Genomic DNA, 14,796 nt, shown 5'->3' with positions numbered 1-14,796 from the left:
AATGCCATAATCATGGAAAACGAGAGTATTTTAGTCTCAGTCTTCCCACTGGCATTCACAGTGGTGGATCATTTCACTACACTGCCGCTTCCACTATGGGACTATTTTACTCTACTTAAGAAGAGAGGAAGTCCCATGATGAATAAACGTGCACCTCGCCGCTCTGATGAAGAGTGGCATCAGATCATACTCGCTGCCAGAGCATCCGGCTTAAGCGACTTTGAATACTGTAGAGATAACAGCATCCCGACCAGTACATTTTACCGGGCACTCGCTCGATTGAGACAGCAGGCCTGTGAGCTTCCGGCCAGATCTGAAAGGCTCGAGTGCAAGCAGGAGGTTGTTCCGATAAATATATCAGAGCTCCCGATCAGCAGAGAGGATCGACTGCATCCGGTCTCCCACGTGGTCGATGAACCATCACCTGCTTCATTTGAAGCAACGATGCGCATCACATTTGGAGGCGGCACGCTGGAACTGACCAATCAGGCAGATACTGCACTGGTTGCCAGTATCCTGAGCATGCTGAACAGCCGATGCTAGGTGACATCTCCAGCGCAAACCATATCTACCTGGTTACGGGCTATACCGACATGCGAAAGAGCATTGATGGTCTGATGGCGATCGTACGTGACACCTATGAGCTGGATCCGTACAGCAACTCTGTCTTCCTCTTCTGCGGAAGACGTGCCGATCGCATCAAGGCTCTCCACTACGAGAAGGACGGGTTCTGTTTGCTGTACAAGCGCCTTGAGAAAGGAGCGAATGATCACTTTCGGTTTCAGTGGCCACGCCACGCATCCGAAGTTCGCAACCTCACGAAACGGGAGTTCCGCTGGTTACTCGAAGGCCTCTCCATCGACCAGCCGAACGCCATTCAGCAGAGTCGTGGAAAGTACGACTTTTGAACCTTGGTGATGTTGCACAAACTTTCAAAAATTACATAAAGCTATCCTCCGGGAAGGCCCGCGCAGCCTAGGAAATACGTGCTTTCAGCGGTATAATCAGAGCAGTTTTGAAAGGACGTACACACCATGAGCATTACGGATTTCGGCAATCGAAGCAAAGACGAAATAATCGAATACCTCATCGACGAGCACAACGCCATGGAACGCGAGACAGCCCAGCTCCGTCAGGAGCTTGCTGAGGCTAAGGAGACCATTGAAGAGTTCAAGCGTATGATCTTTGCCTCACGATCCGAAAAGAAACACGTCGGTTATGATAACCCTGAGCAGCTGACACTGATGGACCTTTTCAACGAAGCGGAGCTGGCAGCGGATCCGAACGCTGAAGAGCCTACAGTGGAGACCATCGTCAAGGGCTACATCCGCAAGCAGGAAGGTGAGAAAAAGAAGAAGGCGTCTTATAAGGAGCTGTATGACAAGCTTCCATCGAGAGACCTTCTGTGTCATCTTGATCAGGATGCGAAGATCTGCCCACAATGCGGCAACACCATGGAGCGTGTCGGCTGGGAGAAAGTCCGTACCGAACTGGAGGTCATTCCGGCTCAGATCCGCCTCGTGAACATCTATCAGGAGACGGTCCGCTGTCAGAAATGCTACGAAGAGACCGGATACGCAAGATTTGCCCGCGCCGCGGTTCCATCTCCGCTGATTCCGCACAGTCCGGCATCGCCGACGACCGTTGCGTATGTGATGTACCAGAAGTACATCAACTCCATGCCTCTGTACCGGCAGGAAAAGGAATGGAAACAGATGGGCGTATCGATCCAGCGTGCAACGCTGGCGAACTGGTGCATCTACTGTGGCAAGAAGTACATGAAGCCTCTGTACGATGCGCTGGTTAAGCACCTCCTCGAGCGAGAAGTCACCTGCGCAGATGAGACGCCATGCCAGGTGCTCAAGGAAGATGGTCGGACGGCTCAGCAGAAATCCTACATGTGGATCCACTGTTCAGCGAATCTCGATGGCCTGCCTCCGATCATGCTCTATGAGTACAATCCTTCACGGGCAGGATCGGTACCGCAGAACTTCTATCAGTCGTTCAGCGGCAAGTACTTCCTGGCAGATGGGTATCAGGGATACAATCATCTGCCGAAGGGCGTCCTCCGATGTGGCTGCCTGGCACATTTCCGGCGTAAGTTCTATGACGCAATACCGTCAGAGGACCGCAAGAGTGGTAAGTCCAAGTCACCTGCCGCAAAGATCGTAAATCTCTGCTCGAAGCTGTTTGAAATCGAGCGAGGCTTCATCGATCTAAGCGCGGAGGAACGCAAAATCAAACGAGAAGCATCCAAGGAACACGAGATCTGGAATCAGATCTGGGAATCCCTGGATCAGATCTCAGCAAGCAAAACCAGCCTGCTGGGGAAAGCGGTGACGTATGCCCAGAATCAGAAACCGTACATGGAGAACTATTTCCTGGACGGCAGAATTCCGATTTCAAACAACTTCACCGAAAGCTGTGGTGCGAGACCGTATGCCGTGGGACGGAAAAACTTCTACTTCCACGATACACCGGTCGGTGCCGAAGCCAGCGCGATCATCTACAGCCTGGCGCAGACAGCAAAACTTAACAACCTGAGTGTCTTCAAGTATCTGCAGGCGGTACTCCTTTACATGCCGGACTACGTTCATGAGCCCGAGGGCATGGAAGAGCTGATGCCATGGTCAGATAAGATGAAGAAACTCTGCGCAATAGACACGAAGGCAACTATCGAAGACAAGGATGGAAACCCAAAGATCTCACGGTAGTAAGTTAGCGCGCTCAGCTAACACTGAGCGCTTACCATATTGATGGTGTATATTAGGCAGTGAGCCGGGACAAACGGAAAGGAGTGACGCTCAATGAAACAGAATAGAAAAGGCTTCACCCTCGCGGAACTCCTCATCGTGGTCGCCATTATTACTGTGCTCGTGGCCATCAGTATTCCGATCTTCAGCAAGCAGCTGGAGAAGAGCAGACGAGCAGTAGATGTTGATAATTGCCGTACGCTTCGTTCTGCATTGGCGACATCGATGATTGACGGTACCATTCAAATAACGGATCCAAGAACAGCGATTGTCTTGATGCTCTATAACTACCAGAAGTCAACAAGTGGTAACAGAGTGGGCTTGTCTCCTTATCTCGATGGTGGCGTTTACCAGCTAAGCGCCAGTAACAACGGCTTACAAGCTGCTGATCGAACAAAAGTCAGCATCAATGGTTCAACAAATAAGATGGATATTGGCACGATGTGGAAAGCGGTTGCAAAACAGGCAGGGTTTGACATGAGCGCACTTAAGAAGATGCAGAAGAAAGTTAATAATTCATTCTGCGGCGTCATTATCTTCAGCAGTGGAGCAAGTTATTACATTGAGGGTACAGATATAAAAAATCCTACATTTTACAGCTGGGATGATATAAATATGCCGTTGAGTACGATTACTCCGTGAAACATAAGGAAGGAGACGAACACTGATAAACAAGAATAGAAAAGGCTTCACCCTTGCAGAACTCCTGATCGTGGTCGCCATTATTGCTGTACTCGTAGCCATCAGCATTCCGATCTTCACCTCTCAGCTGGAAAAGAGCAGGGAAGCAGTCGATCTTGCAAACCTCAGGCCCGCTTATGCAGCGGGATGTTATAAGCTGATGGATACTGACTTTGATTCAAAATCTAAGGATCATACTTATATCTATGATCCGACTGATGGGAAACTGTTGACTTTTGCGGAGGCAAACAAGGTAACGAACAGCAATGCGCTTTTATGTGGTAAAGGGACTTCAATAGTTGGGAGTGAAGATAATACCCAATCAATAACATGGAATGGGACGGAATACACGGATTATAATAAAATTCCAAAGCCGGCTCCCGGCCAGAAAGATAGTTTTTATTCAGCCGGAAGCAAAGGAATGCTTTACGACCCGAAAGAAGATGTAAAGGGGAAGGCAATTGCTGTATTCATCTATCCAAGCAGCAATTCGGTTATAGCCTATTTTTATTGAGGTTGAATAGAAACATGATGAATGCGTTATCCCAATATCGGTGCTTACGCATCAATTTTCACACATAATCACGACAGGCATCACGCTTCGGAACATCCACCGGGGTATGACGCCTGTCTTCTTTATTTTTCTGAGGAGATCACCTCTTTCCGGCATATATAAAAGTACCGGCCAGAAATAGTGCTTGCGCTCACTCTCATCCTTTGGTACGGTAGACACATCTTCCGGTAATCCATGCCGGACACATTTCTCACATCTTTGTACCGCTCGGTACACGATCATCCCAAGGAGGATCATTATGAAAGAAGAACGCACCCTCACTGTCGGCACGCGCACCAGGGTTCATTACCGTGGATGGCAGACAAGCTATCACGAGTATCCGCAGATCAACTTGACTGGAAAGTGGCTGAATGAGCTCGGCATCTATGCAGGCGACAAGGTCAAGGTCCAGTGTAAGGACGGGCAGATCGCCATCACGAAGGTATGAAAAGAGGGCGGTACAGGTGTGATGCTGTACCGCCCTCTGTGTTTTTCTATGACGAATGCCTCCGGTGCTACCTTCCAGTGGGCCGGGGGCATTCTGACAATCAAATCGCAGAAATTCTCAGCTATATTACCAACTGAGGCCAAGCTGCCGATATCTGTCTTTCAAGATATCTTCAACTTCACCAACGATAAGCAGTAATCAAAGGCCTCATTTGTGCCTTCAATCACAAAATTGGTAGACTGATCCAGAATCATATAACCGGTGAAGCGATCGCCGTTCTGATCATGGAACACGCCACTACCGCAATGCTGAAAGCCTTTGGTAACGCAGCAACCAATTCTATCTGCTCTTCTTCTCAATGTGATTTCACTTATAATATTTTTCCTCCTTACAAACGAATTAATCAATTTTCGGAGGTAGCGTTCCACGCCTTGCCAAGCCACGCCAAACCCAGTAAAACGGGAAAAGTATGCAAGGTTTCTTTGGAAGCCCATATCATGATTTCCATCTCTGATTCGTACTGTGATGATGATTGCTGAGACTATTATACCCCACTGAAGCTCTAAATCCACCACGCAAACTGATAATAATCGTTGAAACCTGATAAAAAAATACATATGATACAAAGTAGAGATTTCTATGTTTTCATGTCATGGAGGAAGACCTATGGGATCAGATCTTAGAGAAGAGAGCTGGATAGGGACGAAGGAAGCAGCTGAATTCCTTGACGTTAAGCCAGCCACAATCCGCGACTGGATCAGGAAAGGTAAAGATATACCAAGAAGGAAGATTGGGAAGGCATGGAAGTTTAAATATTCCGAACTTGAGGAATGGGCTCGCAGCGGCAAAGCGGCAGATAATTGAAACATAAAGTAATTACATCATCGGGAGGTTTATCAATGAATAAGCAGCAGCTTGCATCAACGATTTGGGAATCGGCCAATCAGATGCGGTCAAAGATAGAAGCAAATGAGTATAAGGATTTTATTCTTGGCTTTATCTTCTACAAATATCTGTCCGAACGTGAACTGGAACTTTTCCGCAAAGAGAAGTTAAGTGAGGAGGAGATTCGTAAAGTTGATGAATCCGACGTTGAATATGCAAAGCATGTAAGGCAGATACTCGGATACTTTATTTCATATAATAATTTATTCTCGACCTGGCTCGAGAAGGGCAGCGACTTTGACATCAAAGATGTTCGAGATGCTCTATCTGACTTTGATCGGAACATTGATGAAGTTTATAACAAGGTTTTTGCTAAAATTTTCAATACTCTTCAGACAGGTATGTCTAAGCTCGGAGAAACATCTGCAGCACAGACAAAATCTGTAAAAAAGCTCCTGCGTCTTATCAAGAAAATCCCCATGGATGGGAAGCAGGATTATGACGTGCTAGGTTTTATATATGAGTACCTTATCAGTAATTTTGCAGCAAATGCTGGAAAAAAGGCGGGAGAATTTTATACGCCTCATGAAGTTTCTGTTTTGATGTCCGAGATAGTAGCTGAGCATCTGAAGGACAAGAAGCAAATCAAGATATACGATCCAACATCCGGTTCCGGCTCGCTATTAATCAATATTGGCCGTGCCGCATCAAAGTACATCACAGGTGATGGAAAAATTGATTACTATGCACAGGAGTTGAAGGAAAACACATACAACCTTACCAGAATGAATCTGGTCATGCGTGGTATAAAGCCAGCAAACATTAACGTCCGCAATGGCGATACTTTGGAGGATGACTGGCCGTTTTTTGAGGAGAATAAAAAGGATTCAACATATGAGCTTGTCCGAGTTGATGCGGTCGTTAGTAATCCTCCATATTCTCAGAAATGGGATCCTAAGGATAAAGAATTCGATCCACGTTTTAAGAATTATGGTGTTGCTCCCAAGACCAAGGCAGACTATGCATTTTTACTGCATGATCTCTATCATTTGAACGATGACGGCATCATGACGATTGTACTTCCGCATGGCGTGCTTTTCAGAGGTGGTGAGGAGGCAACAATTCGGGAAAATCTGGTAGAGAAGAATAATATTGACACCATAATTGGTCTTCCGGAAAACATATTCTTTGGAACGGGAATCCCCACAATTATTATGGTGCTGAAGCGGAATAGGCCGACAACAGACATCCTCATTATTGATGCATCTAAGGGATTTGAGAAGGCTGGGAAAAATAACCGGCTTAGGGACTGTGACATTAAAAGAATTGTCGATACAGTTAAGAATAGGGTGTCTGTTGACAAGTATTCGGCAGTAGTCTCGAAGAATACAATACGTGAGAATGGCTACAATCTGAATATTCCTCGATATGTCGATTCATCAGACGAGCCAGAGAAATGGGATATTGGAGCGACTATGATAGGAGGCATTCCCAACGCAGAAATAGACGAACTGCAGGAGTATTGGGATACATTTCCGGGTTTGAGGGAATCTATCTTCAAGCCAATGTCAGAAGGGTATTCCACGCCAGCGGTCGAGCAGATTGGAAAATACGTTCAGAAATTTGGAAGCACTGTTTCATATAAAGATGCGTTTTCAAGCGCGTTCAATGGATTTTATCAAACCTTATATGACGAATTGATTGACGGTGTTTTGGATGTTCAGATTGAGCCAGAAAAAGAAAAGCTTGCTTCGGACATTTTCAGTCGAGTTGACCCTATTCCTCTGATTGATAGGTACGCAGCATATCAGTCATTTGCTGGGCATTGGAATGTCATCTCCGGAGATATTGAGATGCTTCAAACAGAAGGCTTTGAAGTGATAACTCAAGTCGATCCGAATATGGTAATTAAGAAAAATAACAAGGAAGATGATGAGATCACTGAGGTACAAGATGGATGGAAAGGGCATATTCTTCCATTTGAACTTGTTCAGACAGAATTGCTGCCTGATGCAGTGCGGGAGATCGATTCCTTAGAGAAAAGGCTTGCCGAGATAGGTGAAGAATATACAGAGATTATTGATTCGTTTGATGAGGACGAGAAACAGGGAAGCTATCTTAACGATAATAATGATGCTTTTGTTACGAAGGAATTAAAAGCCGCAGTTGATGATGCACTTAAAGAAGTCACCAGTGCAGAGATCCAGACGCTTTCTGATTATCTGGCTATCACTTCTAAGAAGGATAAAATTGCATACATTGAAGAAAATAAGGCAGCAGATTGGGCGGCAATGACTTCAAATGCCGATGGCACATATAAGAAAACAGTCATCAATAATAGGATCAAGGAATTAAAGCAGCAGTATATCTTCCCTGCGGGTTCATTTGAGTCGAAAATAATAGCGGCATTACAACTTACAGAAGAAGAAACAGCCAAGAAGCGCGAATTAAAACTAAAGAAAGAGGAACTTCAGATAAAAACCAAGGAAGTTGTTGAAGGGCTTTCCGAGGATGAGGCGCTGAAGATTGTAGAGCTTAAGTGGCTTAAACCCCTTTATAATGATCTAATCAAGTTACCTGACATCGTGATAAATGATTTCATTGCGAAGTTAAATTCGCTTTTGAAAAAGTATTCTAAACCGCTTTCCGACATTGAAGATCAGACAAGAGAAACAGAGATGCAGCTTTCTACGATGATTGGCGAGCTCGATGCAAATGACCAAGATATGCAAGGAATCGATGAATTTATTAAATTGATAGGCGGTAATACGAAATGATGGATCGAAAGGCGGAACCGGAAATAAGATTTAAAGGGTTTACGGATTCTTGGGAACAGCGTAAGCTTGGAGACTGCTTTTCTTCTTTGCAAAATAACACATTGTCGAGAGCTGACTTGAATGATGAAAATGGTGCGGCAATGAATGTTCATTACGGGGATGTTCTTATCAAGTTCAATGAGTGTCTGGATATCTCAAAGGAACACTTGCCATATATAGAAGAGAAGGATATCGTCGATAAGTTTAAGACCTCGTATCTACAAAATGGGGATATAGTTATTGCTGATACGGCAGAGGACGAAACGGTCGGAAAATGCACAGAAATCATTGGATTGTCGGATCAAAAAGTGATTTCTGGACTACATACGATCCCACTTAGACCGAATATAAAGTTTGCCTCTGGATATCTTGGATTCTACCTTAATTCAGACTCATATCATGAACAGCTCAAGCCACTTATGCAAGGCATAAAGGTCACATCGATTTCAAAGAATGCGATGCAGGATACAATTATCAGATATCCTGATAATACAAGGGAACAGGGGCTGATTGGACAGTATTTTTTGAATCTCGATCGTCTTATTACCCTTTATCAGCGTAAGTGCGATAAACTTTGTGACTTTAAGAAAGCCCTGCTATGCAATATGTTCCCAGCAGCGGAAGCTGATGCCCCAAAAGTTCGATTCAAGGGTTACACGAAACCGTGGAAGCACTGGACTCTTGGAGAACTATATACAGAGCGCAAAGAAGCTGGAAACGATGATCTTCCCATCTTATCTGTTTCCATACATTCAGGCGTATCTGCTGATGAACTGGATTCTGCAGAGCTAGGTAAAGCTGTAAGGCGGAGCGAAGATAAGTCATTATATAAGCATACATACAAAGGCGATCTCGTTTTCAATATGATGCGTGCGTGGCAGGGTGCGATCGGTGTTGTGCCAAAAGAAGGAATGGTAAGCCCTGCATATATTACAGCGATTCCAAATGATGAGGTCTTCCCGGAATTTATGGATTATTGTTTGCGCCGGGAAGAAGTAATAAACCAGATAAATAATCTCTCTTATGGCGTTACGGATTTCCGAAAGCGCCTTTATTGGGACTCATTTGTAAGAGTGCAGATTATGCTTCCATCTGTTGAAGAACAGAAAAAAATAGCTGAGACACTGGTTCAGCTTGATAAGCTGATCGAACTTCAGTCGGCCAAAGTCGAAAAGCTGAAAAATTTGAAGGCCGCATGCCTGGAGAAAATGTTTGTTTGAGGAGTGTGACGGTGAATGACATTTGAAAAAGAATCTGACTTTGAAAAAGCCGTCATAGACGTGCTGGTACGAAATGGATGGGAATCGGAGGTTATTTATCACCCTTCGGAGGAAGATCTGCTCAGAAACTGGGCAGCGATTCTCTTTAATAATAACAGACAGCAGAATCGTCTTAATGATTGTCCGCTGACAGATAGCGAGATGCAGCAGATCATGGAGCAGGTCATCAACCTTCGTACTCCACTGAATTTGAATGGCTTCATCAATGGTAGAAGTGTATCTATCACCAGAGATAACCCGGATGACACATTACATTTCGGGAAGGAAGTCAGTCTGAAGATATATGACCGTCAGGAGATAGCCTACGGTGAAAGTAGATACCAAATTGCCGAACAACCGCATTTCAAAACCAAGTCCCCGATCCTGAATGATCGCAGGGGCGATTTGATGCTACTCATAAATGGCATGCCGGTTATCCACATTGAGCTGAAGCGCAGCAATGTCCCGGTTAGTGACGCATATAATCAAATCATCAAGTACTCCCATGAAGGTGTTTTCCGGGGGATCTTTTCGCTAGTTCAAGTGTTTGTCGCCATGGAACCAGAGGAGACGGTCTATTTCGCAAATCCCGGTGAAGACGGTGTTTTCAATCCTGCTTTCTTCTTTCACTGGGCAGATTTCGATAATGTACCTATCAACAGATGGGATAGGGTGACGGCGAATCTGCTGAATATTCCGATGGCACACACGTTAATCGGTTTTTATACCGTTGCCGATACCGACGACGGCATCTTGAAGGTGATGCGAAGCTATCAGTACTACGCCGCTATTGGCATTGCTGATCGTGTCACCAAGAGAAACTGGGATGACGATACCAAGGAGGCACAGCTCGGCGGGTATGTATGGCATACAACTGGATCAGGGAAGACGATGACGAGCTTCAAATCAGCACAGTTGATTGCTAGTTCGCATGATGCCGATAAGGTTATTTTCTTAGTTGATCGAAAAGAACTGGGAATACAGTCTCTTAAGGAATACAGGGCATTCGCCAGCGAAACGGAGTCTGTTCAGGCAACGGAGAATACAAATGTACTAATTGGAAAATTAAAGAGTGATGATTCTGATGACACCCTGATCGTGACATCTATCCAGAAGTTGAGCAATATCTCTGCTGATATGAAGGGATTAAAGGATGCAGACTTTAGAAAGATTCAGGCTCAAAGAATTGTCATCATTATTGATGAATGTCACCGCTCAACATTTGGTGAAATGCTCACTGACATCAAGGATACATTCAAGCATTCTATTATTTTTGGCTTCACCGGAACACCGATACAGGATGTAAATATTAAGAAGGACAGCACGACATCCACGTTATTCGGAAGTGAAATTCACAGATATACTTTGGCGGACGGCATTCGAGACAAGAATGTTCTCGGCTTTGACCCCTATATGGTCAAGATCTATGATGACTTCGAACTTCGTCAGCAAGTTGCACTCGCTAAGGCAAAGGCAGAAACTGTTGAAGAAGTGATGAAGGATAAGAAGAAGCAGAAGATCTTTTATAAATACATGGATTCTTCTCAGATAAAAATGTACGGTGAGAAGGTTGATGGCAAATGGATAAGCGGTATTGAGGATTTTATCCCGAACGAACAGTATCAAACACAGAAATATAAGGAAGGCGTCATTTCCGATATCAAGAGCAAATGGCTTATTTATAGCCGTGGTGGAAAATTCCACGCCATCTTTGCTACATCCAGTATTCCTGAAGCCGTAGCATATTATCGGATGATGAAGGTTGAACTTCCGGAACTCGCGATCACAGCCATGTTTGACCCGACGATCGACAACGAAGGTGGTGGCGGGTCTCTTGAAAAAGAAGATGGCATCGTTGAGATGCTTGATGATTATAATAATAAGTTCGGCCAGAGATTTACGATTCCGACCTACGACAGGTTCCGGAAGGATGTCAGTCTTCGACTTGCTCATAAGAAACCTTATGAAAGATTGCAGAAGGATCAGCAGATCGACTTACTGATTGTCGTCAATCAGATGCTGACTGGATTCGATTCGAAGTGGGTAAACACGCTTTATCTGGATAAGGTCATGGAATATGAAAATCTTATTCAGGCCTTTTCACGGACAAACCGGCTGTTCAATGAATCGGAGAAACCGTTCGGTATTATCAAATACTATCGTCGACCGAATACGATGGAGAAAAACATCGAGGCAGCGGTAGAAGCATATTCCGGGAACGTTCCTACGGGTTTATTTGTAGACAAGCTTCCCAAGAATCTCCGGAATCTGAATAAAACATTTGAAGAGATCAAGGAGATATTTGACGCGGCTGATATCAAGGACTTTGAAAGTCTGCCGGATGATTCATCAGCTAAGCGTAAGTTTGCCAAACTGTTCAATCAGTTTGATGTCTTTCTTCAGGCGGCGAGAATCCAAGGATTCCGCTGGGATAAGGATATCTATCAGTTTGATGACGGAACGCAGATAGTCATGGAATTTGATGAAATGACCTATCTGGCAATGCTGGCAAGATATAAGGAACTGGCTCACGGCGGTGGAGGCGGGCGCGAAGGAGACGTTCCTTATGACGTTGCAATTCATATCACGGAGTATGATACAGCAAAGATCGATGCTGATTATATGGACTCCCGTTTTGAAAAGTTTCTTAAGGTCATCCAAGGTGAATATGATCAGGAGACACTGGACAGAACACTTTCGGATTTACATAAGTCTTTTTCCATGCTTTCGCCGGAGGAACAGAAGTACGCAAAGATCTTCATCCACGATGTTCAGGCCGGGGATGCCAATATTGTTCCGGGAAAGCCTTTCAGAGAATATATTTCTGAAATGATGAAGTGGGAGGAGAATGCCAGAATTAAAAGGGTCGTCAAACGCCTAGGCTGTTATGAACGGCTTCTGAGAGAGCTTCTGGAACAGAATCCAACAGCTGAAACGATAGAGGCGCATGGCAAGTTTGATGAGCTGAAGGAAAGTGTCGACAATAAGAAAGCTACGGAATTTTTTATCAGTGTCTATCACGATGATTATAGAACTTCACGGCTTGCTATGTATGTCGACTTCTATCTGCGCCAGTTTCTTCTCACTGGAGGCCAGGATCCATATCCGGATAGATATTCAAATGATGAGAACCCTGATCGACGAGACCAGCAGAAGCATACTACGAACGATAATAATCAGCAGCGAAAACCTGTGGGTGTGGTTCTCACCGAACAGAATATGGCCGGGAAGCATGTCACAACATCAGTGAAGAAAGGCAAGCTGAAGAAATGGTATTCTGAAAGCAAAGCGTTGGCCTGTCTTTTTGATACAGACTGTTTTGCTTATGTTGAAAATAAGCTGTGTGTATTAGACAAGAAATATCTGGAGAGGGATGAGAAAGGCGCTTATGCACTGACCGCCTACGCAAAGGAACATGAAGAAGAATGTTTCCTTCAATTTGTGGTAGACGACGAAGGAAACCTCTACTACCTTACATTGCCTGAATCTCTGGCCAGTAAGTCATTTAACTACTATGATGAATTATCACGTTTGTCTGATGAGGATAAGTTGAAACTACATCTCGTTAGTGAGATCTCTACCGAGATGCTCAAGGCGATAGGCGGCTTGGAATTCGGTGAAGCACTCACAAAGCTCATGAGCAATCAGATTTGTAATGTCAGTATCAGAAATTTAAAATCACAGACCGGTTTGGATAATACCACTATCAGCAATCTGAAGAAGGGAGAGAATCTAAACAAATCAAATGTCGTTTCTGCATGCCTCGGAATTCACATTCCGTCTCGTGTAAGCGCCAGAATGCTTCAGCTTTCTGAGATTACATTAAACGTTTTGCTTCCGGGAAATAAAGGCGTGGAAAACAGTGTTTATTCTCAGATTCTGCATATGAATTGGGCAATGGATTATTCAGAAACATATGATGAGCTGAAAGAGGAGCACTATGAATACCTGATTCACCAGCCACCCATCTGACCTCGGAACATCAACATTACTATGAAATAGATCGGAGAAATCCGGTCTATTTTTTTTGCTCAAAATTTTGAAATTCGGGTGTTGAACTTTCTCCAACACTCATCCGCGAAATTTAGTGCCTTTTCTGGCCCACAAAATAACTTCAAGTTGGAAAATTAAGTGTTTATGCGCTTTTGCAGTGTTGGAGTTAGTCCAACGGGCAAAACGGGCCCTTGTGATAGCCTGTGATCGTAAGGAAAACAAAAAAAGATTTCTTATGGATACCCCATCAAACCGGACAGCAAATGTCCGTACTGTGAGAGCGAAGAAGCAGGCGGTTAATTTCTGAACTGATATTTGAGAGAGAAATGTTACCCGAACAACACAAAAACGGGTCGCTTGTGTCCGTAGATAAGCAGAAAGGCCGGTTGATTTTTATGGTTCTTATTGAGAGGATTTCCGATTCTGCTCCGGATGGTCCGCATACACATGGCAGGATATGTACCGCTCAAACCGGCAGCTATTCTCCAGAAAAAATATCGGAGACCCGTTCAAAATCAGCTCCAAATGGTCCGCATATACATGAAGGCAAAAAGGAGGCAACTATGAGAGACCCACCATGACAACCAGAAGTACCTAATGTAACCCGTCGTCCCTGACTGCAGATCAGTAGTCAGCAATTCAATCACATTAAAAAAATCGAATATCGAGCCAGAGTGCGCACGAAGGCAGGATGTCGACATAACAGATTCCTTATCTCTTACGGGATAGGTGGATCTGGAATGTCGGGAGCCTTACTTTCGTGCGCCTTTTTTGTGCCCACTCGTATCGGCTCCAAGGGTCCTTTGATCTTTCCGGTCAGATCTTTCTTCCTGCCTTCCGTGCCTCCGGCTCAGGAGGCAAATCATGGAAGAAAAGAAGTTCTATCTCAATGTACCAGTTCTGAACGATGAAGGCAAAAAAGAGACAAAGACAGTATTCGTCACCGAGAAAGTATATCGCGCATATAAGCAGCCGTACTGGGCGGAGAAGCAGCAGGAAAGAAGAGCGTCCCGCTGCAAGATTGATGGACATCGCTGCATGGGCGACTGCACCAAGTGTGACCGGCTCCGCGACGGTGCGCCGCTTTCCCTTGAGCAGCTGACAGAGGATGGCATTGAGGTTCCGGCTTCTTATGAAACGCCGGAGGAAGCAATGATCCGGAAAGAGGAATATGAGCAGCTGTATGCGGCAATGGCGACACTGATAGATCGGGATCAGAAAATTCTCCAGCTGTTTTCGGATGGGAAATCTGATCACGCTATCGCGGCAGAGCTTGGCATGGCACAGACCACGGTTTCTTATCGCCGGAGAGCAGCCCTCAAGAACCTGAAAAAACTTCTCAGCTGAGTTTGTTCAAAATATCCGGAACTGTCCTGTGAGTTATGGAGGGGTTAAGAACAAAAACCAA

The 14,796-nt window shown here is 44.8% G+C and carries 12 protein-coding genes; 11 read left to right on the top strand and 1 reads right to left on the bottom strand.

Translation table 11 applies throughout. The annotated features are described in order from the left end of the window. The first annotated feature begins 135 nt into the window (after positions 1 to 135). The 6 genes from tnpA to ACTQZS_RS12095 all read left to right on the top strand — a co-directional run bounded on the left by tnpA (position 136) and on the right by ACTQZS_RS12095 (position 4,435). The gene (tnpA, locus tag ACTQZS_RS12120; RefSeq protein ID WP_441476039.1) at positions 136 to 543 is read left to right on the top strand and encodes an IS66 family insertion sequence element accessory protein TnpA; all 408 of its coding nucleotides are present in this window, start codon (positions 136 to 138) and stop codon (positions 541 to 543) included. After that, a complete protein-coding gene (gene tnpB, locus ACTQZS_RS12115) occupies positions 537 to 908 on the top strand; it encodes an IS66 family insertion sequence element accessory protein TnpB (RefSeq protein WP_410044064.1) in 372 nt (123 codons plus the stop codon). Before tnpA ends, tnpB begins: the two co-directional genes overlap by 7 nt. 126 nt (positions 909 to 1,034) lie before the next feature. Beyond that, positions 1,035 to 2,714, top strand: coding sequence for an IS66 family transposase (gene tnpC, locus ACTQZS_RS12110; protein WP_441476038.1), 1,680 nt, complete (start codon positions 1,035 to 1,037; stop codon positions 2,712 to 2,714). 93 nt (positions 2,715 to 2,807) lie between these two features. Then, on the top strand, positions 2,808 to 3,395 hold the full coding sequence (locus ACTQZS_RS12105; protein WP_441476037.1) for a type IV pilin protein: 588 nt from the start codon (positions 2,808 to 2,810) through the stop codon (positions 3,393 to 3,395). Between the two features lie 22 nt (positions 3,396 to 3,417). After that, a complete protein-coding gene (locus tag ACTQZS_RS12100; protein WP_441476066.1) occupies positions 3,418 to 3,948 on the top strand; it encodes a type IV pilin protein in 531 nt (176 codons plus the stop codon). A 298-nt stretch (positions 3,949 to 4,246) separates the two neighbouring features. Next, a complete protein-coding gene (locus ACTQZS_RS12095) occupies positions 4,247 to 4,435 on the top strand; it encodes a SymE family type I addiction module toxin (protein ID WP_441476036.1) in 189 nt (62 codons plus the stop codon). Between the two features lie 161 nt (positions 4,436 to 4,596). On the opposite strand, the gene ACTQZS_RS12090 is transcribed toward ACTQZS_RS12095, so the two are convergent. After that, positions 4,597 to 5,007 carry a hypothetical protein gene (locus ACTQZS_RS12090; protein ID WP_441476035.1) on the bottom strand — a complete coding sequence of 137 codons (411 nt, stop codon included), beginning with the start codon at positions 5,005 to 5,007 and terminating at the stop codon, positions 4,597 to 4,599. A gap of 94 nt (positions 5,008 to 5,101) precedes the next feature. On the opposite strand from ACTQZS_RS12090, the gene ACTQZS_RS12085 reads away from it, so the two are divergent. The 5 genes from ACTQZS_RS12085 to ACTQZS_RS12065 all read left to right on the top strand — a co-directional run bounded on the left by ACTQZS_RS12085 (position 5,102) and on the right by ACTQZS_RS12065 (position 14,735). Continuing rightward, complete coding sequence (locus ACTQZS_RS12085; RefSeq protein ID WP_178321055.1) at positions 5,102 to 5,299, top strand: helix-turn-helix domain-containing protein; 198 nt, start codon at positions 5,102 to 5,104, stop codon at positions 5,297 to 5,299. 35 nt (positions 5,300 to 5,334) lie between these two features. Continuing rightward, on the top strand, positions 5,335 to 8,097 hold the full coding sequence (locus tag ACTQZS_RS12080; RefSeq protein ID WP_441476034.1) for a type I restriction-modification system subunit M: 2,763 nt from the start codon (positions 5,335 to 5,337) through the stop codon (positions 8,095 to 8,097). Next, positions 8,094 to 9,356: a restriction endonuclease subunit S gene (locus ACTQZS_RS12075; protein ID WP_441476033.1), complete on the top strand. Its 1,263-nt coding sequence runs from the start codon at positions 8,094 to 8,096 to the stop codon at positions 9,354 to 9,356. The genes ACTQZS_RS12080 and ACTQZS_RS12075 overlap by 4 nt, the downstream gene beginning before the upstream one ends. A 15-nt stretch (positions 9,357 to 9,371) precedes the next feature. After that, positions 9,372 to 13,367 carry a type I restriction endonuclease subunit R, EcoR124 family gene (locus ACTQZS_RS12070; RefSeq protein ID WP_441476032.1) on the top strand — a complete coding sequence of 1,332 codons (3,996 nt, stop codon included), beginning with the start codon at positions 9,372 to 9,374 and terminating at the stop codon, positions 13,365 to 13,367. Positions 13,368 to 14,252: 885 nt separating this feature from the next. Then, on the top strand, positions 14,253 to 14,735 hold the full coding sequence (locus tag ACTQZS_RS12065; RefSeq protein WP_178321059.1) for a LuxR C-terminal-related transcriptional regulator: 483 nt from the start codon (positions 14,253 to 14,255) through the stop codon (positions 14,733 to 14,735). The last annotated feature ends 61 nt before the right edge of the window (positions 14,736 to 14,796 follow it).

Origin of the sequence: Bilifractor sp. LCP19S3_H10 (assembly GCF_052119185.1) — a bacterium.
GTDB lineage: Bacteria > Bacillota > Clostridia > Lachnospirales > Lachnospiraceae > Bilifractor.
The sequence above is the reverse complement of the archived record's forward strand: the minus strand, read 5'-3'. Positions and strand labels throughout refer to the sequence as shown.

What these genes read in the sequence shown, in the direction of transcription:
- tnpC (WP_441476038.1), top strand. Translation starts at nt 1,035, where the DNA reads ATGAGCATTACGGATTTCGGCAATCGAAGCAAAGACGAAATAATCGAA.
- tnpB (WP_410044064.1), top strand. Translation starts at nt 537, where the DNA reads ATGCTAGGTGACATCTCCAGCGCAAACCATATCTACCTGGTTACGGGC.
- tnpA (WP_441476039.1), top strand. Translation starts at nt 136, where the DNA reads ATGATGAATAAACGTGCACCTCGCCGCTCTGATGAAGAGTGGCATCAG.
- ACTQZS_RS12085 (WP_178321055.1), top strand. Translation starts at nt 5,102, where the DNA reads ATGGGATCAGATCTTAGAGAAGAGAGCTGGATAGGGACGAAGGAAGCA.
- ACTQZS_RS12080 (WP_441476034.1), top strand. Translation starts at nt 5,335, where the DNA reads ATGAATAAGCAGCAGCTTGCATCAACGATTTGGGAATCGGCCAATCAG.
- ACTQZS_RS12105 (WP_441476037.1), top strand. Translation starts at nt 2,808, where the DNA reads ATGAAACAGAATAGAAAAGGCTTCACCCTCGCGGAACTCCTCATCGTG.
- ACTQZS_RS12065 (WP_178321059.1), top strand. Translation starts at nt 14,253, where the DNA reads ATGGAAGAAAAGAAGTTCTATCTCAATGTACCAGTTCTGAACGATGAA.
- ACTQZS_RS12095 (WP_441476036.1), top strand. Translation starts at nt 4,247, where the DNA reads ATGAAAGAAGAACGCACCCTCACTGTCGGCACGCGCACCAGGGTTCAT.
- ACTQZS_RS12075 (WP_441476033.1), top strand. Translation starts at nt 8,094, where the DNA reads ATGATGGATCGAAAGGCGGAACCGGAAATAAGATTTAAAGGGTTTACG.
- ACTQZS_RS12070 (WP_441476032.1), top strand. Translation starts at nt 9,372, where the DNA reads ATGACATTTGAAAAAGAATCTGACTTTGAAAAAGCCGTCATAGACGTG.